Raw genomic sequence first — 24,797 nt, 5'->3', positions numbered from 1 at the left:
AATTTGGTTGGGAAGAAGGTTTTTAGAGTGTACGGCGTGTGGAGAAATCGAAGGCTGGCAGCCGGAGTCCTGCGCTAAGAATATGTAACAGAGCAAGAGACAGAAATATCGTAACCGGACTGATTCAATCAATCATCTTGATGATGATTGCTTTCAGCAGTCCTCTCAACTTTGACTTGTGGTCAAAGTTTCGTACGGTATTTCTGTCTCTTGCTCTGTAACATATTCTAGTGCTTGTCCTACGGTTGCCAGCCTTCGATTCCTCCACACACCTGACGTTTCTAATGGGCGGTCTTTCTCAACGAGTAGGATTCCGGCGTGAGGCGTAATGAGAGATTATTGGAGTGGTAACATGTTTCTTTTGGTATTGTTTTGTACAATTCAATACTCTTTTTGCATCTTTCCTTACGAACTTTTGGTTCTAATTTTTTTATTATGCAATTGTAAAAGACGCAAAGTCTACCTCGCCGTCTGTTACTTTTATGTATAATGCATGTGTTTCTTCTACTTTTGTTAGTTTTCCTGTTACTTTGATCCATGTATCGGAATCGCAGTTTACAACTGCAATCTGTTCTCCGTCTGGTCTATCCAGCAGCGCCTGAACGGTGCCTGTTCCACGAAGTTCCAAAGTAATATTCTTCTCATCTCCGTCAAATGCGAGATACTTGAATTCAGCTACTGCGCCTTCCTGAAGATTGGCGATGAAAGGCTTTAATCCCTTTTCGTAATCCGGATTCTCCTCTTCTGTAATATATGGCATTTCCGGCGGAAGTGTCGGAACGGTCTCACCTGGTCCAGGTTCTACTACATGTCCGACTTTTGTGCGGTCTTTTTCGGTAAGGTGGCATGCGATATAAGACTGATAGGTATTCTTTGCAGGAAGCGGTCCACCATTCAAGCCGCAGCTTGTAATCTCAATCTGTGCGATCGTACCATCCTCTGCGATATGAACTTTATCTGCGCATCCTTGTCTGGAGAATCCGGTGCCGTGAGTCTGACGATGCCAGAAGATGTAAGTCTCTTCCCCAATCTCCACAAGTCCGCCATGATTGTTTCCGGTATAGTTCACTGCAAGTTCATTTCCTCGATATCCCAAATCTCCGTTAGATACAATAACTCCTTTATATTCAAACGGTCCCTCAGGCGTTTTTGCCATACCATAGCACAGTTCGTTCCCTTGCAGACTGGAATATACGAAATAGTACCAGTCACCAATCTTTCGTATGCTGGATGCCTCGAAGAACGGGTGAGCTTCATATGCCGTTCCTTTCGCAGTATCCGGACCATTTGCCACACATACCGGATCACTAATGATGGTATGCATGTCATCGGCAAGTCTCACCATCATAGATCCAGGGAAGATGACACCTTCCATCCCTGGGAAACGGAATACCGGCGCAAATCCGTAATATAAGTAATTACCGCTTTCTTCACTGAGAATTGCCGGATCAAACCATCTTCCCACATCCGGGATTTCTCCATCTGCATTCCTTACATAATCCAGGAATTCGTAAGGACCTGCCGGAGTATCGCTTACAGCCACAGAAATCACATTGGTAAAATCTAGCGAATAATACAAATAATATCTGCCGTCCGGTCCCTTTGCTATATCCGGTGCATATAACAGATGTGGATTCTCCGGAGTGCAAAACGGCATGTCGATCTTCGGAAGCACCCCGTCGTAATCAGCCCCATTCAGCGGGTCCTGATCCTTTCTATAACTAATACCTTCGCATCTCCAATTCCCAAGATCATCTACAGGCGCGCTCCATACTACATAGTCTCCTTCACAGAACGACACACCATTCCTGCTGTCATGGCTTCCAAATATATACACCCTTCCATCAAATACATGCGGTTCTCCATCCGGCACAAATTCCCATGACGGAAGATATGGGTTCAAACCTAATGTTTTTGTCTTCATACACCTACTCCTATCATAATCATTGCTCCTATAATTTCTCCGATAAGTATACAGAGACGTGAAAAGGAGAAGTTACCCCTAACTTCCCCTTTCACCACTCAAACTATATCTTATTCTTCTACTGTCTCCGCCATATCATGCTCTGCCTTCATCTTTGCTTTCATCTCAGCAATTGCCGGGAAGTACTTCTTCAATGGATAGAATACCATAATGACCAAGATTAAAGCAGACACAATTGCAGGTATCATAAAACGTACCAGGTTTGTACCTGTAAGTGCCATCTCAGACTGTCCTAATGGTCCAAGCTGAGCGTCGAATCCGCAGATTGCCAGTACTGCCAGCATACCTGAGTTAACAACTGTATTACCACATTTCTGTGCGAATCCCTTTACAGAAGACACAATTCCATTCAACTGTTTGCCTTCTTTCAACATAATAAAATCAATCGTATCATTTACAAGTACATTCACCAGAGCATTTACCATCGCTCCTACTGCTGTCGCAACAAATGACAGGATACAGCAGTACATAAAGTTCAGTTTTCCAGTAAAGAACAGAACAACATAACAGATAATGGTCAATAACTGAGAAACAATGATTGCCTTATATCCGGTCTTTAATTTCTTCAGCAAAATTGGCATTAATACCATCATAGAGATCAACGCTCCAACAGAGATGAAGCCCATGTAAGTGGAGATGGTTCCGCCGATGGTTCCACCAATCAATTTGCCAGCTGCAGCCTCATCTAATGTTGCCAGTTTCGCCATATCAATTCTTCCAGGTGCCAGGATATACTGTGCATAATATACGGAAGATGTAAACATGAATCCGTAGGAAATAGCCGCCAGACACCAGCAGAGCATAACCGGCCAGATCTCCTTATGACGGAATACATAGATCAACTGTTTCAAGCCCCCGTTCTCATCTTTTGGAGCCACATAACGCTCTTCGGATGTCTTATACAATCCCCAGAAAAAAACACATGCAAATACTGCGTAGAAACACATAATATTACGATAACTTCCGAAAATCTGCACCAACTGTGTAGAGAAGGTAGAAGCAACTGTAAATGCCAGTGCACATACAGCAGCGCCTTTCGCAACGACATCGTTACGTTCCTGATCGTCCAGTGTCATTGCCGGCAGGATCGCCATCTGAGGCATGGTATACGCCGTTACACACATACCATATACCATATACGTAATGCAGACATAGACGCATTTTGCCATAGGACTTCCCTGAATGAATCCCGGATTGCTAAACAGCAGGAACATATCCACAAGCAGGAAGATAGGGGTAAATAAAAACCAGGTACGATAACGTCCCCATCTTGGATTATAAGAATCACAGATAACGCCCATTAATGGATCATTGATCGCATCCCATAAAGAACAGATCAACAGAATGATTGATAATTGAGCGGCAGTAATGCCGATCTCTTCCTGTACGTACAGGGAAAAGTAAGTAGCAATCGTTGCAGCAATCGCCATTGCAGTACCATTAACAGAAGTTGCATGGAACCATACAAATGCATTGCTGAGTTTGCCCTTTTTAGCCGTTTGGTTTGTTGGTTGTTTTGCCATTCTCTCTCTCCTTTTTGGCTCTTTAGTTTATATACTAATTTTATCTTTGGGTGTTCCAACAAGCCATGTTATATCATTCTGTAAATCCGACATTTTTTAACGCTGTCTCTGCATAGGAAAATGCCTGCAGAACCTGCCATTGACAACGCGAAAAGAACGTCTTGCGATCTTCCTGCAAAACGTTCTTTTTGCATCTATCTAAGAGAGGGCTAACTCTTCGACAATCGTATCTTGTACATTGCCGCCTACGTATACTTTCAGTTTTCCTTCATAAGGAATCCTGTTCATCTCCCAGTCATAATACTCAAGATTGTCATTTGTAATCTTTAACTCTACCTGCTTCGCCTCGCCTGGCTCCAATGCAATCTTCGTAAAGGATTTTAATTCCCGTACCGGGCGTACACGCTTCGCATATGGCATCTGTGTGTAGCACTGTACGATTTCCTCTCCGGCTCTTTCCCCAGTATTGCGAACCGTTACAATCACATGAACTCCGTCTTCGTCTTTTTCAAATTTCAGATCTTCATATGCATAAGTCGTATAGGATAATCCATAACCAAATGGATACAATGGGTCCACCGGAGCATCCAGATACTTGGATGTAAACTTGGACTTTCCGCCAGGTCTTCCGGTGTTCATATGCGCATAATACATCGGACACTGACCAACTGTTGCTGGGAACGTAGTCGTAAGCTTGCCTGAAGGATTCACATCACCATACAGTACATTCAAAATCGCATTCCCTGCTTCTATCCCAAGATGCCATGCTTCTATGATAGCAGACGCCATCTGGTCAAGTTCCGGGATAGCAAGTGGTCTTCCGTTCAATAAGACAGCTACCACAGGCTTACTCGTTGCCTGTAAGTTTCTGACAAGCGCCAGATCTTCCGAATGTAGAGTAATATCCGCCCGGCTTGCCGCTTCTCCGCTTTCTTCCTTCCTCTCACCAATCACCGCCACCAGAATATCCGATTCTGAAGCAATTTCCAGCAGATTCGAGCCATCTGTACTATATTGATAGGAAATTCCCCTCGCTTTCAATGCTTCTACAATACTGACACAATCATCCGGATTGGCTCCGATCGCCCATGCGCCGGTCATCTGTCCCTTATCCGCTGCCAGTGCGCCAAAGATTCCCACCTTTGCATCAGATTTTAAAGGCAGAAGATTCTCCTCATTCTTTAACAGAACGATAGACTTCTCTGCGGCTTCCAGCGCAATCGCACGGTACTCTTCTTTTAGCATTGTCTGCTGTTCTCTCTCCTCATTCGTCCGATATGGCCGGTCAAATAGACCCAGTTCAAACTTGATCCGAAGGACGTCATCCACAGCCTCATCCAATACACTTTCTTCCACTTCTCCGTTTTCTACCAGTTCTTTCAGACATTCGATATAGGAATTAGAAGACATATCCATATCCATTCCGGCAAGAATTGCCTGTCTGGATGCATCTCTCTTATCTTCTGCAATTCCGTGGTTCACACACTCAGCAATGGCGTTCGAATCACTGACTACCAGCCCATCGAATCCCCATTTTCCGCGCAGGATATCACGAAGCAACCAGGAATTCACGGTACATGGGATTCCATTTATATCGTTAAATGCAGGCATGATTGCTCTTACCCCGGCATCAATGCAGGCTTTATATGGCGGCAGATATTCTTCCCATAGTCTTTGCATGGACATATCCACCCGGTTATAATCTCTTCCCGCTTCCCCGGCACCATATGCCGCAAAATGCTTCAGGCACGCTGCCATGGCATCTTCTTTCGACAGATCATCTCCCTGGAATCCTTTTACTTTCGAGACACCATAAACACTGTTCAGCAGCACATCCTCGCCCGCTCCTTCACTGACACGTCCCCATCTTGCATCCTTCGCCACATCTACCATCGGGGCAAATGTCATATGTACACCGGCAGCAGTCGCTTCTTTTGCTGCGATTCTTGCCGTCTTCTCCCAAAGTCCAGGCTCCCATGCACAACTTTCTGCCAGTGGAATCGGCGTCACGGTCCGAAATCCATGAATGACATCATATCCAAAAAGAAGCGGAATCCCAAGCCGCGTCTCTTCCACTGCTATCTTCTGCAGACGATTCGCCGTCCCTGCATCTCCAATTCCATTGTAGGAACCGATTCTTCCTGCTCTTAAGTCCTCTTCATGGAAATCCTGCTCAGCAGTTCCCATCAACCTCTCAAACTCCTCCTGAGAGATTCTGCCGTCAAACATCATATTCAGCAGTTCTTCAAAACTAACCTCGAACGCTCCGACTAAGGATGGACCACACTGCTGTAACTGCCCGATCTTCTCTTCTAACGTCATCTTCTCCCGAAGTTCTTTGATCTGCTTTTCATAATTTTTCTTCATGTTGCCTCCTAATGAATCAATATTTTCTATCATTATCCGTTGTCACACACTATAGTATTCATTTTAACTCATTGTGGCGCCTAAGAATATGTACTATCATTTCAAAAATCCGACATTTTTTCATCCTGTTTAACACTTATTTTCCCCTGTCCTGAGAACCCCACTATCCGCCTGTGGAACCTGCCGCCGGCATTCTCCTCGGGATGCCTGACAACATACAGTACATACTGCCAAAAGTTCCTCTTAGATTCTTTGGCAGCAAAAATTCATAAAATATGCCGGAAAGTTATTGACTGTAAACATGGTTTATACTGTACGCTTCCTCTATAATAATTATATAAGGAGGCGGACTTATGACAATTAAAGAATTAGAAATGGAACTGGGTATCCCTCGCGCTACCATCCGGTTTTATGAAAAACAGAATCTTATTCACCCCAAAAGAGGCGAAAATGCATATCGGGATTACAGCGCCGAAGATATTGCAACTCTTAAAAAAATCATTATCTTTAGAAAACTCGGATTATCAATGGCAGAGATTGAAGATCTTCTAGATGGGATTACTGACCTGCCGGTTTCTATCGAGCGAAATATTACAGAACTTCAGAAACAGATTGAAGAATTAAACGGTGCCTTGGAAATATGCAGACAGATTCAGAAGCGAAAAGAAGTCCTGTCCACATTCGATGAACAATTCTACTGGGAAGAGATCCATAGAGAGGAAAAAGCCGGATACCGATTCCTGGATATTACCGGAGATCTGATAAAATATGAAAAGGAAGATATCACCCAGACTCTGACTGCTACAGATAGTGCGGGAAACCTGCGGCACAGCAGACGGACGTCTATTTTCAAAACAGTACTTTTGGTCTTAGCCTGCGGTACGATTGCTTTTCTTCTTGAAGGCTACAGAATCACTGCCTTTTTGAAGGGCGCTTTTACGCCGATTCTGTTCCTGCTGATCCTGACCGTATTCGAGATTCCTTCTTTTTTCTTGAAAGAAAAGCATCCATCAGCAGCAAAATACCTGCAAAAAATCGGTTATGTACTAGCAACTCTTGGAATGTTCGTATATATTACCGGTTTCTTTAGACTTACTATAGAGCAATTAATCCTTGATGTAAAAGAAGATATCGGATTCTTACCGTATATACTTGTAACATTTGGAATTACAGCCTGGGGATACATCTATCATATATTGGAACTTCGTCTCATCTTTGACCGAAGACATGTCACAGGAGTCAACGGTTTTTTTGTGATTGTAAGTGGCGGAGTGGTTAGCTGCAGCATACTGTTTTCCTATTCCAAAGAAGTATGTATCAGTTATGCTCTTCTCCTAATCATTATCTATCAGTTGATTGACCACTTTGTTGAAAGGAAAGAGTATCCTGAGGAAGAACGGTTTAAAAAGCCAGGTGCATAACGCACCTGGCTTCTATTATTCTTCCTATGTAACTATTTATCAAACAAATCTGAATGTGTTCCCGTTCGTGCCGCCGTCAACACCAACTTTCCTTTGTCTATCGCATAAATCAAAAGCCAGTCGGGTAATATATGACATTCTCGAAATCCAATATAATTCCCCACTAACGCATGATCTCGGTAACGTTCTTCCAATACGTTTTCATCTAAGAGTGTATCAATAACTTTTTCCAATAAAGACATATCGTATCCTCTCTTTTTGGCACGCTTATAATCTTTTCGGAATTGTCCAGTCGTTACCAATTTCAGCACTACTTATCACCTGCTTCCGCATTCAATTCTTCAAACAAAGCCTTTGCAGAAGAATACTGTTTTGCCTGAATCTGGCCTTCCATAATGGCCTTTGCTTCACGTATAGCCACTTCTGTCTCCACATTATACCGCGGCTGTTTAACCTCAAAAGGCAGCCCACCCTCCATGAGAGATTTACGTAAAAATATATTGATTGCATCCGTTATTGTAATGCCAAAACTCGCAAAAAGTTCTTCTGCGCTAGATTTCGTCTCTGGATCTATACGAATATTAATATTAGCAGTCTTAGCCATCCCATATACCTCCCATCTTCATTATGCATAATATATCACAAAGGATTAACATCGTCAATACATTGTACATCAAAAAATCAAGGTGTAGATAAATAACAATATAACGGAGAAATTGCAACCAAACGCAACCTGAGCATCTAATTATAAAACTTATATGTCCCTGCCTTCACGTTCATCCACCGTCCATCCATCAGACGAATCTCCCCTTCGCATCCAAACGGAACCACAATCTCATAAGCTACTTTCCCCGCTTCGTCATATCTCCAATTCGACTGATAAGTTCCGGCAGCCGTCTCAAGAGTACACTCTGCAAATCTAAGCCTTTCATCCGGATGCGGCTCGATCACGGCCTTTCGGAATCCCGGCTCCAGTTCACGGATTCCTGCCACATATCCATACATCCATGCCTCAATACTTCCATAACTATAATGGTTCAGGCTGTTCATGCCTTCCGGATTCATATGACCATCCGGCAAAACTGAATTCCATCTCTCCCAGATGGTGGTCGCTCCTAGATTCACGCTATAGAGCCAACTTGGATAATCTTCATTTAACAGCAGGTCTACTGCCTGCTTATGATGACCGGTCTCGGTGAGTGCCGGACACAGAATGGTGGTTCCTACAAATCCTGTATTCAGATGATTCTGATTCTCACTAACTCTTTGTGATAGATTCTCTCCTTCTTCGATTGCCTTTCCATCCGTAATGCCGAACATAATCGCAATCGCTGCTCCCGTCTGGGTATGGCACAGGCATAATCCGTCCTCATCAAAATATTTTGCAAAAATCGCCTCTTTAATCTCTTTTGCTAACTTCCTATATTCTGCCGCATCCTCTTCATATCCCAGAATCCCGGCAGATCTTGCAATAATATCCGCATCCCGGTAATAGTAGGCACTTGCGATATAGAGCGGATCAGTTGCGCCAAATGGTCCTGGCTGCTCATTATCCAGCGCCAGCCAGTCTGCAAAGTGAAAGCCACTCTTGATCAAATGTCCGCCTTCCTCCTGCTCCTCTATCCGTCTCTCATAATCTACCCAGGCTTTCATTCCCGGATAGGTCTCAGCAAGCAACGTCTTACTTCCATAATGAAGGTAAACATTCCATGGAATAATGACTCCCGCATCCGCCCATGGACAACTACCGCATTCCGCAATCATTCCTTCTTTGATTCGAGGCACTACATTCGGTACCGCTCCGTCTGTAATACTCTGCTCCGCACGCATATCCCACAGGTATTTCCGGTAAAATGCCGGCATATACATGTTATAGCATGCAGTCTCAGAAAAGACCTGTGCATCTCCAGTCCATCCAAGACGCTCATCACGCTGCGGACAATCCGTCGGCACATCCAGAAAATTATCCTTCTGTCCCCACAGCGCATTGGAGAATAACTGATTCACCTTAGCATCTCCTGTAACGATCCATCCAATCTGGTCAAAATCACTACGCAGATGCCAGGCAGTAAAATCATAAGATTCACACTCCTTCTCAAGCGCTCTCCACTCACCGCCGGCATCTTTTCTCTCTGCCAGCATGTAGCGGAATCCATAGAAGGTAAAATGCGGTCTTACATGTGCTTTCTTTCCACTTGAAATATAGATAAATTCCGTTTTTGCAAGTCTTAAGTTCTCATGATAGAAGCATCCATCCTGCAGAATCTCACAAGCGGTCAACCGAATCTGAGATCCTTTTGGCAAGTCACTTTCGAACTCTGTCCAGCCCGTCAGATTCTGTCCGAAATCCAGGATTGTCTCCCCTTTCGGAGATACAATCACTTCTATGGGCTTAAACGATTCTTTTTTCACAATCGGAAGATGATATCGCTCTGTCAATGCCCCACATCGGTCCGGTGCTTCACATACCGCCGGGTATCTTTTAACTGCATCTTTCTCCTCATTCGCTCCTGTCCCTTCCAATCTCGCGTCATAGTTCTCTCCATCGTAGATGCCGCTGAAGACAATCGGGGATCTTCTGCTCATCCAGCCTTCTCCGGTCGCTGCGCACAGTTCACCGCCAGCATATAATTCTGCAATAGCATATAACTTATCCCCATAAAGATTCGGGATACCACCATCGAATCCAAGACGGCTCTTGAACCATCCTTCTCCCAGCCAGATCTCCATATGATTCCTTCCGGATTCTAAATATTCTGTTACATCATAGACACTTGTCTGCAAGTGAAAATCATAAGAATGATATCCCGGAGCCAGATATTCTTCTCCCACTTTTCTTCCGTTAATATAACACTCATATACGCCAAGTCCACAGATATACAGGCGAGCATCTTCTGCTTCCTGCACTTCAACATCTTTTTCCAAAATATATCCTGCCATAGCATCCGCATCGACGATTCCCTCACCTGGCGTAATCCACTTCGCTTTCCATTCTTCATTAAGTTTTCCTGTCTCGAAAGAACTGGATGCTTCTGCCTCTTCTCCGTTGTCCGCCTTCACAATAACCGTCCAGTCATATCTGCATCTTGGCTCCAATGTAAACTGCACCGGATAGTCCAGGCTGTCCGTATGTTCATCCTCACCGCTGTCATATACAACTTCTGCTCCTTTCTTTACAAGAATTCTTGCATATTTCTGCTCTTTTTCTCCGTTCTCCGCTTCCACCTTCCAGGAAAAAGAGACCGGATCATAACAGTAACCCTTAGGTTCTCTAATATGATTGACACGCAACTCTGTAACTTTCATTCTCTGCCTCCTTGTGACAACATCATGTATCTTTCTCGTTATTGCATATATGTTCTCTATAACTCAACCGTTGCTCCCTCAATACCTTCACCGGTTATCTTCACGGTTATCTTCCCTGCTTCTTTTTTCATCTTCAGAATCGCCAATGCATGGCCTTCTCCTGCTGTTGTCTCAGGAAGTTCATATCCTTTCTTGTGAATTGCCTTAACTCCTCCAAATGCAAGAAGTTCTGCCGCCCCTTCTACCTGTATTGACAACAGAATCGTTGAATCTGCCACCAAAAGTCCTTGTGCGTCCAGAATATCCACATTTATGAACGCAAGTGTCTCATACTTTTCAGCAGACAGAGCCATCTTTGCTGCTTTCCCAGCGGTCTTAAGAGTCATACGTCCAACCTCTGTTCCATCTTCATAGGCAACTGCCACCAGTTCGCCTGGTTCATATACTGTATGGTATTGCGTCTCAAAACTTGTCTCTTTCCCGCATGGCTGTACCCCAAGCGATCTCCCATTTATGAACAGTTCCACGCTGTCTCCGCCGCCATACACCTGAATCATGATCGGTTTTCCTTCTTGTCCTTCATAAGCATAGTTAAAGGTACAATCCGTATAGCACCAAGGTCCAAAATTACGAGGAATCCCATAACTTGCCGGGTTCTGAACTGCAATACACGGCTTCTTCGTAAGACCAAATACAATCTCTCTATAATAGGAGGTCGGGCGGCGATTCCCAAGAATCGAGATGTCTCCTCCTGTGTTCATAAGATCCGGATATACCGAAGTCACTTCTCCCAGGTAATCCCATCCAGTCCAGGTAAAATCCCCAATCACGGCTGAACATCTGGTAATCGCGTCCCAGTTCTCCGCAATCTGCTTTGGATAGGTCTCTGTTCCAACCATGACCCGGTCGGTGTATTTTGCCGCATCCATGAGATATCTTGAGGTCATGTAATTATATCCGATAATATCCATCGTTGTTTCCAGTTTTTCAAGGATACCTCCGAGTATCGGATGTGATACGATTCCCGGCATATCCGTCTCCAATGCTGCCATAAACACATTGACGTCACCTTTTCCGGTATCTGCTTGTCCATCCGTGATATCATCCACAATCTTAGCCAGACTATCCCCTGCAGCAAATGCACCGTTGATTCCATTCGTTGTATAACGAGTTGCATCCAGTTCATGGAACTTATCACTTAGCATACAGCTGGTTTCTAAGCCTTTCTCTGTGCTGATCTCAAAGATCTCATTGCCCGTAGAATACATAATCACAGAAGGATGATTATAATCAGCCTCTACCATATGTTCGATATCCTTCTCCCAGTTTCGCTCAAAATCAATCGAATAATCATAACTGACTTTACTTTTATTCCATACATCCACCAATTCATCCATCACATAGACCCCTAACTTATCACACGCACGAAGAAGTGCCTGAGATGCTGGGTTGTGGGCAGAACGGATGGCATTGAATCCTGCTTCTTTTAGCCGTTTTACCCTGCGGTACTCATAATCGTCATAAGCAGCGCTTCCCAGAATTCCCTGGTCGTGATGGATACATGCACCGCGTAATTTCACACTTCTTCCATTGACCCGAAGTCCGTGGCGACTATCCAGGTTCAATTTTCTCACACCGGATGTGATCTCGGTTTCATCTAACACTTCCTGCTGATTAGAAATAGTAAGCGTCACCGTATATAGATTAGGCTCAGTTTCATCCCATAATTTTGCATGGTCAAGATACAGATTCTTACGAAGTTCCAATGTCTGACGGCTTCTGATTCTCACCGGATAACGATTGCTGACTGCCACATTGCCATCTGCATCCTTTATTGTCACAGTTGCTGTTACCGTGTCTGCTATCAGGCTGTCATTGTGTATTCTGGCAGATACACACACCAGTGCGCCGTCCGCATCCACATCCAGCGTTGTCATACGCAGTCCATTAGGCTTCACATAGATACTGCCGCTGTGAATCAGATATACATCACGATAGATTCCGGCACCACTATACCAGCGGCTGCTTCTGGTGCCACATTTTACCGCCACCAGGACATCATTCTGTTCACCATATTTCAGATAATCTCCGATCTCCACGGTAAAATCCGTATATCCATATGCACTTTCGCCCACCTTCGACTGATTGACGAACACGCTGGCATTGCGGTAGATTCCTTCAAACTGCAGCATTACATGACCACCGTGATAGTCTTCCGGTACAAAGAACTGCTTATAATACTTATATTCTCCCGCATCAATATTACCGGTAAATCCTCCATTTACCGCACCTTGCTTCTGCTCTTCATGGAACATGGCATCATGAGGCAGCTGCACCTCCACTGCCTCATCGGGCACACGGAATACCAGTTCAAACGGGTCCAGATCCTTCCACACCTTCCATCCATCATTAAATCTTACCTTTTCCATCTTATACCTCCATCATTTCTTCTATCTTAACTTCGTTGGCATCTCCCCGAATGCGTATACACCTATCTTCGCCTATCGGCAATGTACACTCCAGTTCTTGTAAGAACTCCATCCGTGGCTTCACCTCATACTGCGCTCCTCCCGGACTGAGACTTTGAACACCGGCAAAATATTTCCCCAGCAGATAGACAGGACTTGCCGCCCATGCATGGCACAGACTCTTGCCAAATCTATCGCCGTACATATCATACTACTCTTCCTCCGGCACATTCGGATCATATTCTTCCCAGAATGTGACTGCTCCTTTCCTAAGCATGCCGCCCCAGTATGACTTGATCTGATTGAACGCCTCGGAAAGCCTGCCCATCCGGCATAAGACATCCAATTCATAAAACTTAAAATAAGGCGTCGTAATTGCCGGAATCTCATCATTTAATAATACATGCCCTACAATCTGCTCCTGGCGCTTATCATCTGCGATTCCATATAAGATCGCAAATATATTCGCATGCCTTGTCACCTGCCGCTTTCCCGAAACAAATGAATCTATATAAGCAGACTTTTCTTCATCCCAATAGTATTGATCAATCTTTCTTACAAGTTTCTCATATTTCCCTTTATATCCTTCCCCAGAACACTCCGGAACCTTGCCCATTTCCTCCATAGCCTTATAGCATGCCGCAAGCAGCATCTGCTCTGCGGCGAGTGGTCCTTCTTTATCCAGATCCGCCCAGTCAATATAGATCCAATCCTGCTTACGCCCAATCAGGAACCCATGCTCATCCAGCTGCTCTTCGCAAAAATTCATAAGCGAAAGCATCTTCGGATATACCTGTTTTAAAAATTCTTCATCCGCATATGCCTCATAATGAGCCTTCACGCCCAGAATCCAGAATAACGAATAATCCACAATCGTATTGATATGAGTAGTCATCGGATCATTTCCACGAAGCGCCAGCAAGGTTCTGCGGTTAATATCCGGGTCTGCCATCAGATACTGATTTACAAAAAGGCTCTGATAAGCATCTCCGCTCCAGATCCATCGATCTCTTTTAATTCCATCAATAAAGAAGATGCCGCTGCAAAGCCTGAATGTATGCTCCGCAACTTTCCATATCTGATTCAGCAACTCATCGCCACAAGTAAAAGATGCTTTTACCGGAATATCCACATACTTGTGGATCGCCAGGACTTGTACCTCACTTTTTTTGCACTCCGGGATAAATACATACCGCACTGCGCATCTTGGACTGCACTTTGTATGCGGATCTATCTCCCAACTATAATAACAGTATTCCTGATTCAAAGCCTCTTCCCTGGATTCCCCACAGTAAATCCGCATTGGATATGTATCCCTCTGCCCAGTTTCCTCCTGTTTTTTATGTATCTGTCCGGTCACTTTAATCTGCGCCGTCAGTTCTGTCTCAAACTCACAGAGTATGCCATCATTCACTTCTTCTATACGGATCGGCAGATAAATCTTCTCCGTATAATCCCAGACAGAAGGGTCTTGCTCTTTCCTCGTAAAATATTTGCTATAACCCACCGGAACTGCCGGCTGGTCATAATCTTCCACCATCCATCCGCTATCTGAACAGATAACGTCTCCTGCAATATAAATACTTGGGAACTTCTCAATACATGCCGCATGGACCGACACGTCTGTTTCTCCGGGACCGCATATGATCTCCCGTCCAAATGGATACTTCCTGTCTCCCACAAGCACATAGCCTATTGATTTTGAATAGACGGAAAATACCGTCTCCTTTTCTAATTGATAGTTTCTTCGGAACACAACCCTGTTGCGGAATCCCTCACTCTTCCAGAATGCCGGCCACCCGATTCCCCGCTCAATACGGCTAAAATTCTGCTTCATCGCATGATACAATTCAAAATCCCCAGGGTACCAGATCCAGTAGTTTCTTTCTATCATTCCCTCCACCTTCCTGCCATATTATCGTATTGCTTTTCTCAACGTCTCTCTGTTTCTAGTTTAACTTCTGTTTCCTATAAACGTCACATGCTATTTTTCACACAAATCCGACATATTTTACGATAATATACCGACCGGTACATATTCCCTATACAACTGCATCTCCCTTTTCTCTACCATTCACCGTTTTCACGATAAGACTGGCGGTACTGTCCCGGTGTCATTCCGACATGTTTTTTAAAAATACGGATAAAATAACTCTGTGTTGAAAAATAAAGATACTGACTGATTGCGGACAAAGTAGCATCCGAATAGATGAGCATATGTTTTGCTGCCTCAATCCTTTCCTGCTGTACAAAGTCCACCATCGATATGCCTGTCTCCTGCCGAAACACCCTTGACAGATGGCAGGGACTCATTCCAACTGCATCAGCCACCATCTCCAACGTAATCTTTTCATGAAGATGAATCGCAATATAATGGATCGCACTATCTATCGCTGCCCTGTAATGCCGGTTTCCTTTCCTGGCAACTGCGTAGGTGAATTCCCGAAACGCATGGTTATAGAGCCTGTCTATCTCTTCTACTGTAGAACACTCTTCCCCCATCAGAATATAACTGTCACTCATAGCATATGCCAGTTCTTCCGGCAGCCCACCATCCATCGCAGAACGTGTAAACATCGTAATCGCAGCAATCAACATATTCTTCTGATTGCGCAAAGCATCTTTCGACAGGATTCCCGCCGTCCCATCCGGCGGAATCTGAAGCGCCGAATCCAACAAATCAATCCGTCCTTCTTTGATTACCCGGTGCCGCTCCTTCTCATGTGCATACGACATATGTGGCTGAACCTGCTCTCTTCTTTCAAACAGACTGCTTTCCCTATAAATTTCCAAAAAATCCTTATTCATCTTCATCCGTTCTCATCTACCCTTTCTTTATATGACAAGATTTTATCATTATTCGCAAGATTTTACTATATTCTACTACTGTAATCGTGATAAATTCTTTGTTAGATAGAATCATAAGCAAAAGGAGATATGAAATATGGAACGAAATCTGAAAAAACTGGTCAGCCAGATGACACTGGAAGAAAAAGCCGGTATGTGTTCCGGTCTTGACTTCTGGCATCTGAAAGGAGTGGAACGGCTTGGAATCCCAAGCGTCATGGTGAGCGATGGCCCTCATGGATTACGAAAACAGGACGAAGCAGCTGATCATCTGGGAATCAATGACAGTATCAAAGCAGTCTGCTTTCCTCCGGCAGTCCTAAGCGCCTGCTCTTTTGACCGGGAACTGATGCATACCTTCGGAGATGCCATCGGCAAAGAAGCACAGGCTAACGATCTGTCCGTTGTCCTCGGACCGGCAGTCAACATCAAGCGTTCCCCATTATGCGGACGGAACTTTGAATATTACTCGGAAGATCCTTACCTTGCCGGCGAAACTGCTGCCGCGTTCATCAATGGTGTCCAGGCACATCATGTAGGAACCTCCATCAAACATTTTGCCGCAAATAATCAGGAATTCAACCGTATGAGCTGCTCTTCCAACGCAGACGAGCGTACGCTCAGGGAGATCTACCTTTCTGCCTTTGAGACAGCCGTAAAAAAATCCCAGCCATACACCGTGATGTGCTCTTACAATAAGATAAATGGCACCTTCGCCTCTGAGAATCCATGGCTCTTGACCGATGTTCTTCGGGATGAGTGGGGATTCGAAGGCTATGTCATGTCTGACTGGGGCGCTGTTAATGACCGTGTTGCAGGTCTGAAAGCCGGTCTGGAACTTGAGATGCCTTCTTCCGGCGGCATCAATGACCGTGAAATCGTCTCTGCCGTACAAAATGGCACTCTGGACGAGGCAGTCCTTGATCAGGCAGTGGAACGTATGCTGAAAATTATCTTCACATATACAGATCACCGTGAAGACCAGGAATTCACACTGGAGGCAGATCATGCATTAGCCAAACAGATTGCAGAGGAATCCATGGTTCTCTTGAAAAACGATTCTATACTTCCTCTGAACGATGAAGAAAAGATCGTATTCATCGGTGAATTTGCCGCAAAGCCACGCTATCAAGGCGGCGGAAGTTCCCATATCAACAGTTACCGTGTCAGCAGCATCCTGGATTCGATTACAGAAAAGACGAACGTAACTTATGTAAAAGGTTTCCAAGCAGATAGCGATATCTATGATGAAGATCTGGCAGGCGAAGCAATCGAAGCAGCCAAGAATGCAGACAAAGTGGTCATCTTTGCCGGACTTCCGGACAGTTTTGAATCTGAAGGTTATGACCGGACCCATATGCGGCTTCCTGATTGTCAGAACCGCCTGATCGATGAGATTCTTGCTGTACAATCTCAGGTAATCGTTGTGCTTCACAATGGTTCTCCGGTTGAAATGCCGTGGCTTTCTAAAGTAAAAGGACTCCTGGAAGCATATCTTGGCGGACAGGCAGTTGGAGAAGCGCTGGCAGATATTCTCTTTGGCAAGGTCAATCCATCGGGAAAACTTGCAGAGACCATTCCTTATAAACTGTCTGACAATCCGTCCTACTTATCATTTGGAGACGGAGAAGATGTGGAGTACAGCGAGGGGATCTTCGTCGGATACCGCTATTACGATACGAAAGAGATGCCGGTAGCATTTCCATTCGGTTATGGACTTTCTTATACTACATTCGCATACAGTAATCTGCGAATCAGCCAAAAAGAACTGTCTGATGCCGATACGATTACCGTATCTGCAGATGTAACCAATACAGGAGACAGAGAGGGAAAAGAGATTGTCCAGTTATATGTCCGTGATCTGACCGGAACTGTACGCCGTCCGTTAAAAGAACTAAAGGGTTACGATAAAGTATCTCTGAAGCCGGGTGAAACGAAGACCGTTTCTTTCACCCTTGATTACAGAAGTTTTGCCTGGTATAACACTAGATTAAGCGACTGGTATGCGGCATCCGGCGATTATGAGATTCTGATTGCCGCTTCCTCACAGGATGTACGCTTGACAGAGCAGGTACACCTGACCACCAGAAAGGTATTGCCGCTGAATGTACATGCCAACACAACTCTGGGAGAACTGCTTTCTGATGAGCGCACCAAAGCACTGGGATTGGAATTCAAGAAGCGTATGGATACCTTCTTCGGCGCTCCGGCAATTTCTGACGAAGAGGAATCTTCAAGCGCAAAAGAAGCAATCAGCGATGAAATGAATAACGCGATGGTGGCATCTATGCCGCTTCGAAATGTTGTGACTTTTGGACTGCTTGGCAGAGAAGAACTTGAGAATCTTTTAAACGAGATGAATCAGCATTAAAAATCAGGAAGGAACTGAGCCACTGATATTTCCAGTGGTCAGTTCCCTATATTAAAATATGACGTCAAACACATGCGGTTCTCCGTCTGGTACATACAATCAGATCGTAACTGAAAATATACGGAAAGGTTATATAACCATCACTTCTTTTCCTTTTATCCCAAGATTTGCCACATCAACTCTATACCTCACACCCTCCGGCACTTTCACTTCTAATATGATTCTGTCATCCTCTTCTTTCACATGCACCCTAATCTCACCCTTCACGGATCTGTAACTGCATGTGAATTCTCTCATGCCCTCCGGCAGATACGGACATATGACCACTTTTTCGAATCCGGCTTCCTCCGGCACAATTCCGGCAATTCCATTATAATACCACTCAATAATATGCCCCATCATATCATGGCAATGGCTTCTCGGATTGGTCTCCCAATATTCTCCCAGGGTGGTCTCTCCGTCCAGAATAAACGAATAGTAACTCGGATGTTCTTTCCTTAATATGAATCTGGCAATCACATCGTTCATTCCATTCTTACGCGCGGTCTGGATGATATACGGAAGCCCTACCTCTCCACTGATAAATGCGCCTTCACGTTCCAGCGTATATGCAAAAGCATTTGCCACGCTTTCGTATTTTTCTTCTGGCACCATTCCCCAGTAAAGAGGCAGTGCTTCGCAGGCCTGTGTCATGAATGTCTCATCCGCATGATCCCATGCGCGGTAGCACCAAAATCCCTGGTCAGCGTTCCATACAAACAGTTTTTCATTATAATTCTTCTTCACGCTCTCTGCGTAAATTTCCAATTCTTCCTGTTCATGAACTCTTCCCAATATCTTTGCGAACTTAGCCAAGGTGATTGCATCCGCATATAAAAATGCCGTTTCTATGTTCTCTCTTGCCAGTTCATTCCTTGGATTCCCCCAGTCACCCAGTCCATGATTGATAAATCCCTCTTCATTCACCTTTGTCTTCAGATGCTTCAGATACCGCATCCCTGCTTCATAGTTATCCTTTATAATCTGTACATCCCCATAGAACCAATAATGCCACCAGGTTCCCAGGATACAGGTGCTGCCCCAGGGAATGATATCATAGAAACTTCCCATTCCAGGCACCGGAAGAACATTCGGTATATAACAAGGGCACTGCGACGGCATCAGCCCATCTCCCGGATAGACTTTATTTCCCGCAAAGTCAAAGAAGTAATCGCCTGCCGTATGCTGGTCCACCCGCATATCCAACAGGAACTTCTCCCACAGTTTTCTGCCATCCTTCATATAGAATATGGAAGGCGCCATCAGATGGTTCGGCTCCTGCCAGGCAAAACGCTCAATTGTCGGACAGTCCGTGTGGATGCTCAGCATATTTGCCTCTACCGTTTTTTCAATCATATCGTATATCTGTTCATACCGCTTGTCATCACAAGAAAAAGAGCCATCCGTCTTCCATGCGCTGCTGATTGCGTGCGCCCGCAATCGCCGGAATTCAATCCTTGCAGCGATATGGCTGCCCAGTGAATCTTTCTGATCTTCATTATCATCTGCTTTATATTCTTTTCCATCAGAATTCCCGGCATAGACTTTCTCCACCGCTACATATCTTCCCGCAAAATAGGTGAATTTCATCCGGCATGTCTCCCACACATCATCTTTCCCGATGATATATGTAATGCAGGAATCCAGATTCACCCAGCCTTTTGCCATCTGATCGACATCTCCATCCGGTCCTAATTTCTCTGCAGGATACAGTTTTATCATATCTCCGGTTTTTCCCCGGACTTCAAACTCTAGTATTCCAGACATATTCTGTCCCAAATCAAAGATTTCCCGTCTTGTTATACCGCAGGATTCCTCTTTCCTTCTTCTCTGTGCATCCGTACTTTTCTCATATTTTGGAATTCCTCCAAGATCTCTTCCATCATATGTCCGTATAACTTTCACGGCAGGCTGAAACTGCTCCATGAGTTTTCCCTTCGGTATTTCTCTTTCTTCCAGAATAACAGCCTTCTCCCAATCAGACGCGTCATAATCCGCCGTATTCCATCCTTCCTGAATGAGCCTCCCGTCAATCGTCTCCGAACCATATACATTACTCATCACTACCGGATGCTGCTTTACTTCAAAGGCATCATCTGCCTGAATCGTCTCCATAGTTCCATCTTCATATGTAATTGCAAGTTCCAACGCAAGAACCAGATATTTTCCAAAAGGCTTATACGGATTCGGATTCGGCGGCATGAATTCCGGAAATGAGAATGTATAATGCTCATCCATCTTAATGAACCACCCGTTCCCTACTTCTGCTCCCAGCACATTATCCCCCATCTGCAGATACTCGGTTACATCAAAGGTCACATACTGGATTATCTTCCGGTAATTTGTCCAGCCAGGATCTAATTCATGGTCATCCACTTTCTTTCCGTTGACATAAAAAATGAATTGCCCTAGTCCACAGACTCTTGCCTCAGCTCTTCTTACTTTCTTCTCTATGCAGAATTTTCTTCTTGCATAAAATGGTACGGCAGTCCGGTTCGTAATCCAACTGCCCAGTGTTGTATTCATGATCTCATCTCCCTTATATTTTCCTCCTTAATCGCAATTCTTATACCAATATATCAGTTCTTTTTACTTTTCTTCACTAATTACCACAGCCGCATACTCTGGTCGAAACATATCCGCCATTGTCATTCCGTCTAACGCGCAGACTCTCGGCTTGCATTCATTTGAAAAAAAACACTCGAAAGGCTCACCTTTGGAATAATCTGCTTCCTGTGCCGCCTGGATATATCGTTTTAGGTCATCTTTATGCATCGGAACCGGATTATGACCGCCAATATATTCCTCTGCATTTAAGCCGTACATCTTCTTCACGGTTCTGATATACTCTTTCAGATCTGTTGCTTCGTATGAGAACAGCCATACGAACGTTCCTGTAGCATCGCCAACAAACATAATATTTTTCTCCTGATACAGCAATGAAATACTGCCTTTTGTATGTCCGGGAGTCTCATAGACGCTGATGGAAGCGCCGCCAAGTTCAAACACATCTCCTTCTTTCGTACTCAGAAGTTTCCCCGTATCCATCTGACAATACTTTTCCATATCGAACCCTTCCGGTAATGCATTGTATTCTTCCCCAGTCTCATAGTGAATGCTATGTCTGGCTCTTTTTACGTTATCCATACGCATCTTCCGTCCTGTATGCTCTTTACATAATTCCACATCTTTTTCATGAATATAGCAATACTCATTAAATTGCGCATTCCCTCCGGCATGATCGCAGTGTCCATGTGTATTAATAATAATCAATGGTTTCTCAGTCACCTGCCGTACTGTTTCTCTTAGATTCCCATAACAATAGCCGGTATCAATCAACATTGCTTTTTCAGTTCCCACAATCAGATAGCAATACACTGACTCCGGGCTTCCTATTCTGTAATAGCCATTCATTTTCTCAACTTGATAATACATCTTACTTCCTCCTCGCATATTAATTAAATCTGTCCCTGTTCCAGCAATTCTTCAAAAGAAGATTTCTCAGGGAGCGGCAATGCGAATCTTTTCTCCAGCCAGCATCCTGCAAGCTCACTCCACTTAGCCGCATCCGGATAGATCAGGCTTCTTGCCTCTGCCGAAGCCTGTGTAGAAAGCGACAGTCCATGAGGACCTTCTTCAAAAATATGTAATTCAAACGGAATCTTCTTCTCTGCAAGGGCATGGGACATACGGATGGAATGCTGCACTGGTACCAATGTATCTTCTGATGTCGCCCATAGGAAAGTTGGCGGCATGTATTCTGTCACATGTCTTGCCGGACTTACTTTGTCAAGCATCTCTTCGCCTGGAACTTCCTCCCCAAGATACGCCTTAACAGACGCAGCAAAAAATGCCTTATCCATTGGTGTATACTCTTCCATTACATCCCTCATATAAACATAATCGCTCAATGTATAACCCAGGATAGCTGCTGCCGGACGGAAATTCTCTTTCTCTTCCTGAAAATACTCACTAATCACGTCTTCCTGCCAATTAACCGCATACATTGAAGCATTATGTGCTCCTGCCGAGAATCCACATACGGCAATCCGCTTTGTATCTACCATCCACTCCTTGGCATGTTCCCGAAGAATCAACATAGGTTTTCCAATCTCACGCATGGCATTAGGATATTGGCTGTTCACATTCTCCTCAATCCCCTTCATAATATCCGGGAATCTTCCACTTCCTTCGCAATAAGTCGAATAGCGCAATACAAAAGCATGATACCCCATAGCCGCAAATCGAATCGCAACCGGTTCTGCCTCCCGGTCTGAACAATTAAAATATCCTCCGCCCGGACAAATGATAATAGCCGGACGCATCTTTCCCGCAAGCAGTTCCGGCGAATCCTGGAGAATATAGGTGGTCAATGTTACATCTTCTCTGTTCTCATATAACTTAATCACTTCTGTTTTCATGAAAAACCACTCCTTTTTATATACGATATCATTATTGTATATAAACTATTTTTCTAAAACCACACCACTATTTTTTGATTATCCGACATTTTTTAACATCTTGCTTGCAGGACCGCTACTAGCAGTCCTCCCAAATACTTCGACGATTCAAAAGTCAATATCGCCTTAAAACAAGTCAAATATACATCTAGTTCGAGGCATTCAAAAGCAGTATTATAATACACGTAAACAAGATAACAAATCATTCAACAAACATGAAAAGGAGAGATTAATTATGGCAACAGCAGTATTAAGAACTAACGTATATCGCAATACAAACAAAAAGGAGTCCCTTTGGGATAAGTTCATGAATCTATCCAAAGCAGAAAGAGCAAGTATCATCTGTGGTTTACTTTCTATGAACGGTTCAGCCAACGTGTACCCACTTTACAAAGCATTGACAGAATAATATGGATACAAGCGGATGGATGAAAATAATAACCAACGGATAAAAGAGTTCACAAAATGAAGAGTCCATACCCGTTCACATAATTCTTTCGTATATGATTTGATAATTATTTGATTTTTTTATTTTCTTTCTGGACAATATATCTTATAATCTATGAGAATTATTTTACTTAGCAGCTAAATGGAAGTATGCATTCTGAAAAAGGAGACATTCTATGAGCAAAGCCTATTATGAATCCATTAAGGAAATCGGTAATTCCGGCATCATTCTGTCCTATCAGACAGTACCGGGAGGGTATCATCCTCTCCACTGGCATGAAGAATTAGAACTTCTCTATCCATTGAACGGTGCTGTCGATATTAATATTGAAGGAAAAAAATATGATCTTCCCGTGAAACAACTGATGGTAGTGGAATCCTGCGAAGTACACAGTACCTACTCCTATAACTCCCCCAGCATGTTCCTCTGTATACATCTCTCCAAAAAGCACATGCAGCAATACATGCCCGATATTGAACTATATCAGATCCATTGCAAACCAGAAGAGATTGCTGATGAAGATTTTCCATTCTATCTTGAGATCTGTAAAATGCTGGAAACCTTGACCCGTATCTATATCGAAGATGCTGCCGCGTTCCAACTGGAGGCTGAGGGAATCGTACTTCAGATTCTGGCACATCTGATTCGACACTTCTCTACCAATACTGCTCCACAGTTAGATGCCAGTGATGCTCTCACACGAGAACGCATCCGCCAGATCATCACCTATGTGGAAGAGCATTTTCGGGAGCCAATCTCCTTATCTGACATCTCGGAAGAACTGGGACTTGGGAAGGAATACTTTTGCCGTTTCTTTAAAAAAAATATGGGACTCTCTTTTTTAAATTATTTGAATGAGATCCGATTGACCCACGTGTATCAGGATCTTATTACTACAGACGCACCGATTACCGAGATTATGGAAGCAAATGGGATTACAAATCAGAAGTTGTTCAATCGCAGTTTTAAAAAATTGTATGGGTGTACGCCTTCTGCAATCCGGAAACCATCGTAAAAAGCGGACTACGGTTTCCTCCAGATGCTTTAGCAACTAAAAGGAGAATTATCATGTCATACAATAGTATTGTTCCAGAAGCAGACTTTCGTAAATTCCAGAATCTTCAAGAACAGATATCCGCATGCCGCTATTGCCAGAAAGATTTTGGTTTTGAACCGCACCCGATTCTATTCGGCAATCTTAATGCCAAGATCATGCAGATCAGCCAGGCACCTTCTCGCAGTGTTCATAATACGGGAAAGCCTTTCAATGATGCAAGCGGAAAACGTCTGCGTTCAGAATGGTATCAGATTTCTGATGAGACTTTCTATCATCCGGATAATTTCTATATTGTATCTGTAGCACACTGCTATCCGGGGAAGGCTTCAGGTGGTGGTGACAGGCGACCGCCGAAATGCTGTGCCGATAAGTGGCTGGTACAGGAACTTGCATTGGTGCGAAATGAGATCTATATTCTTATTGGTGGGTATGCTGCTGCTTATTTCTTCCCGGGTGAAAAGTTGACAGATCTGGTATTCCAGGATCTTAAGATCAACGGGAAGAAA

Annotated in this window: 18 protein-coding genes; 5 read left to right on the top strand and 13 right to left on the bottom strand. The window is 44.1% G+C overall.

The genetic code is table 11. The annotated features are described in order from the left end of the window. Positions 1-433: 433 nt before the first annotated feature. From ACQRBN_RS13095 to ACQRBN_RS13085, 3 genes are all read right to left on the bottom strand, one after another. A complete protein-coding gene (locus tag ACQRBN_RS13095) occupies positions 434-1,924 on the bottom strand; it encodes a family 43 glycosylhydrolase (protein ID WP_427739454.1) in 1,491 nt (496 codons plus the stop codon). A gap of 110 nt (positions 1,925-2,034) precedes the next feature. Then, positions 2,035-3,507 (bottom strand): MFS transporter, encoded by a 1,473-nt coding sequence (locus tag ACQRBN_RS13090; protein ID WP_427739452.1) that lies wholly within the window; start codon positions 3,505-3,507, stop codon positions 2,035-2,037. A 198-nt stretch (positions 3,508-3,705) separates the two neighbouring features. After that, positions 3,706-5,874 (bottom strand): glycoside hydrolase family 3 N-terminal domain-containing protein, encoded by a 2,169-nt coding sequence (locus tag ACQRBN_RS13085; RefSeq protein WP_427739450.1) that lies wholly within the window; start codon positions 5,872-5,874, stop codon positions 3,706-3,708. A gap of 353 nt (positions 5,875-6,227) precedes the next feature. Here ACQRBN_RS13085 and ACQRBN_RS13080 point away from each other — a divergent pair, with 353 nt between their 5' ends. Beyond that, positions 6,228-7,295: a MerR family transcriptional regulator gene (locus ACQRBN_RS13080; protein ID WP_427739447.1), complete on the top strand. Its 1,068-nt coding sequence runs from the start codon at positions 6,228-6,230 to the stop codon at positions 7,293-7,295. Between the two features lie 32 nt (positions 7,296-7,327). On the opposite strand, the gene ACQRBN_RS13075 is transcribed toward ACQRBN_RS13080, so the two are convergent. The 7 genes from ACQRBN_RS13075 to ACQRBN_RS13045 form a co-directional block, all read right to left on the bottom strand. Continuing rightward, positions 7,328-7,606 carry a type II toxin-antitoxin system YafQ family toxin gene (locus ACQRBN_RS13075; RefSeq protein WP_427739445.1) on the bottom strand — a complete coding sequence of 93 codons (279 nt, stop codon included), beginning with the start codon at positions 7,604-7,606 and terminating at the stop codon, positions 7,328-7,330. Beyond that, on the bottom strand, positions 7,606-7,899 hold the full coding sequence (locus ACQRBN_RS13070) for a type II toxin-antitoxin system RelB/DinJ family antitoxin (RefSeq protein WP_427739444.1): 294 nt from the start codon (positions 7,897-7,899) through the stop codon (positions 7,606-7,608). The genes ACQRBN_RS13075 and ACQRBN_RS13070 overlap by 1 nt, the downstream gene beginning before the upstream one ends. A 137-nt stretch (positions 7,900-8,036) precedes the next feature. Further along, positions 8,037-10,601: a family 78 glycoside hydrolase catalytic domain gene (locus ACQRBN_RS13065; RefSeq protein ID WP_427739443.1), complete on the bottom strand. Its 2,565-nt coding sequence runs from the start codon at positions 10,599-10,601 to the stop codon at positions 8,037-8,039. Positions 10,602-10,657: 56 nt separating this feature from the next. Further along, positions 10,658-13,030, bottom strand: a complete 2,373-nt coding sequence (locus tag ACQRBN_RS13060) for a glycoside hydrolase family 2 TIM barrel-domain containing protein (RefSeq protein WP_427739442.1) — start codon at positions 13,028-13,030, stop codon at positions 10,658-10,660. Position 13,031: 1 nt separating this feature from the next. Further along, on the bottom strand, positions 13,032-13,274 hold the full coding sequence (locus ACQRBN_RS13055; RefSeq protein WP_427739441.1) for a hypothetical protein: 243 nt from the start codon (positions 13,272-13,274) through the stop codon (positions 13,032-13,034). Positions 13,275-13,280: 6 nt separating this feature from the next. Further along, a complete protein-coding gene (locus ACQRBN_RS13050) occupies positions 13,281-14,963 on the bottom strand; it encodes a trehalase family glycosidase (RefSeq protein WP_427739440.1) in 1,683 nt (560 codons plus the stop codon). Between the two features lie 173 nt (positions 14,964-15,136). Next, on the bottom strand, positions 15,137-15,877 hold the full coding sequence (locus ACQRBN_RS13045; protein ID WP_427739439.1) for a helix-turn-helix domain-containing protein: 741 nt from the start codon (positions 15,875-15,877) through the stop codon (positions 15,137-15,139). Positions 15,878-16,013: 136 nt separating this feature from the next. Between ACQRBN_RS13045 and ACQRBN_RS13040 the strand changes: the two genes are divergently transcribed. After that, complete coding sequence (locus ACQRBN_RS13040) at positions 16,014-18,287, top strand: glycoside hydrolase family 3 C-terminal domain-containing protein (RefSeq protein ID WP_427739438.1); 2,274 nt, start codon at positions 16,014-16,016, stop codon at positions 18,285-18,287. 129 nt (positions 18,288-18,416) lie between these two features. Here ACQRBN_RS13040 and ACQRBN_RS13035 read toward each other — a convergent pair whose 3' ends face one another. From ACQRBN_RS13035 to ACQRBN_RS13025, 3 genes are all read right to left on the bottom strand, one after another. Next, complete coding sequence (locus ACQRBN_RS13035) at positions 18,417-20,852, bottom strand: family 78 glycoside hydrolase catalytic domain (protein ID WP_427739437.1); 2,436 nt, start codon at positions 20,850-20,852, stop codon at positions 18,417-18,419. 63 nt (positions 20,853-20,915) lie between these two features. Continuing rightward, positions 20,916-21,761, bottom strand: coding sequence for an MBL fold metallo-hydrolase (locus ACQRBN_RS13030; RefSeq protein ID WP_427739436.1), 846 nt, complete (start codon positions 21,759-21,761; stop codon positions 20,916-20,918). Positions 21,762-21,784: 23 nt separating this feature from the next. Beyond that, positions 21,785-22,747 carry an alpha/beta hydrolase gene (locus tag ACQRBN_RS13025; RefSeq protein WP_427739435.1) on the bottom strand — a complete coding sequence of 321 codons (963 nt, stop codon included), beginning with the start codon at positions 22,745-22,747 and terminating at the stop codon, positions 21,785-21,787. 274 nt (positions 22,748-23,021) lie between these two features. On the opposite strand from ACQRBN_RS13025, the gene ACQRBN_RS13020 reads away from it, so the two are divergent. The 3 genes from ACQRBN_RS13020 to ACQRBN_RS13010 form a co-directional block, all read left to right on the top strand. Continuing rightward, positions 23,022-23,195, top strand: a complete 174-nt coding sequence (locus ACQRBN_RS13020) for a hypothetical protein (protein ID WP_427739434.1) — start codon at positions 23,022-23,024, stop codon at positions 23,193-23,195. Between the two features lie 214 nt (positions 23,196-23,409). Further along, on the top strand, positions 23,410-24,249 hold the full coding sequence (locus ACQRBN_RS13015; protein WP_427739433.1) for an AraC family transcriptional regulator: 840 nt from the start codon (positions 23,410-23,412) through the stop codon (positions 24,247-24,249). Positions 24,250-24,302: 53 nt separating this feature from the next. Continuing rightward, positions 24,303-24,797 (top strand): uracil-DNA glycosylase family protein (locus tag ACQRBN_RS13010; protein ID WP_427739432.1); only part of this gene is annotated, 495 nt, incomplete at its 3' end.

This window comes from Bariatricus sp. SGI.154 (genome assembly GCF_050313795.1).
In the GTDB taxonomy this organism is placed as follows: domain Bacteria; phylum Bacillota; class Clostridia; order Lachnospirales; family Lachnospiraceae; genus CAMBRQ01.
Note: the sequence above shows the minus strand (reverse complement) of the source record. Positions and strands in the feature narration are given on the sequence as shown.

Coding starts and splice junctions, on each gene's coding strand:
- ACQRBN_RS13095 (WP_427739454.1), bottom strand. CDS start 1,924: ATGAAGACAAAAACATTAGGTTTGAACCCATATCTTCCGTCATGGGAA.
- ACQRBN_RS13090 (WP_427739452.1), bottom strand. CDS start 3,507: ATGGCAAAACAACCAACAAACCAAACGGCTAAAAAGGGCAAACTCAGC.
- ACQRBN_RS13085 (WP_427739450.1), bottom strand. CDS start 5,874: ATGAAGAAAAATTATGAAAAGCAGATCAAAGAACTTCGGGAGAAGATG.
- ACQRBN_RS13080 (WP_427739447.1), top strand. CDS start 6,228: ATGACAATTAAAGAATTAGAAATGGAACTGGGTATCCCTCGCGCTACC.
- ACQRBN_RS13070 (WP_427739444.1), bottom strand. CDS start 7,899: ATGGCTAAGACTGCTAATATTAATATTCGTATAGATCCAGAGACGAAA.
- ACQRBN_RS13065 (WP_427739443.1), bottom strand. CDS start 10,601: ATGAAAGTTACAGAGTTGCGTGTCAATCATATTAGAGAACCTAAGGGT.
- ACQRBN_RS13060 (WP_427739442.1), bottom strand. CDS start 13,030: ATGGAAAAGGTAAGATTTAATGATGGATGGAAGGTGTGGAAGGATCTG.
- ACQRBN_RS13055 (WP_427739441.1), bottom strand. CDS start 13,274: ATGTACGGCGATAGATTTGGCAAGAGTCTGTGCCATGCATGGGCGGCA.
- ACQRBN_RS13050 (WP_427739440.1), bottom strand. CDS start 14,963: ATGATAGAAAGAAACTACTGGATCTGGTACCCTGGGGATTTTGAATTG.
- ACQRBN_RS13045 (WP_427739439.1), bottom strand. CDS start 15,877: ATGAATAAGGATTTTTTGGAAATTTATAGGGAAAGCAGTCTGTTTGAA.
- ACQRBN_RS13040 (WP_427739438.1), top strand. CDS start 16,014: ATGGAACGAAATCTGAAAAAACTGGTCAGCCAGATGACACTGGAAGAA.
- ACQRBN_RS13035 (WP_427739437.1), bottom strand. CDS start 20,852: ATGAATACAACACTGGGCAGTTGGATTACGAACCGGACTGCCGTACCA.
- ACQRBN_RS13030 (WP_427739436.1), bottom strand. CDS start 21,761: ATGTATTATCAAGTTGAGAAAATGAATGGCTATTACAGAATAGGAAGC.
- ACQRBN_RS13025 (WP_427739435.1), bottom strand. CDS start 22,747: ATGAAAACAGAAGTGATTAAGTTATATGAGAACAGAGAAGATGTAACA.
- ACQRBN_RS13020 (WP_427739434.1), top strand. CDS start 23,022: ATGGCAACAGCAGTATTAAGAACTAACGTATATCGCAATACAAACAAA.
- ACQRBN_RS13015 (WP_427739433.1), top strand. CDS start 23,410: ATGAGCAAAGCCTATTATGAATCCATTAAGGAAATCGGTAATTCCGGC.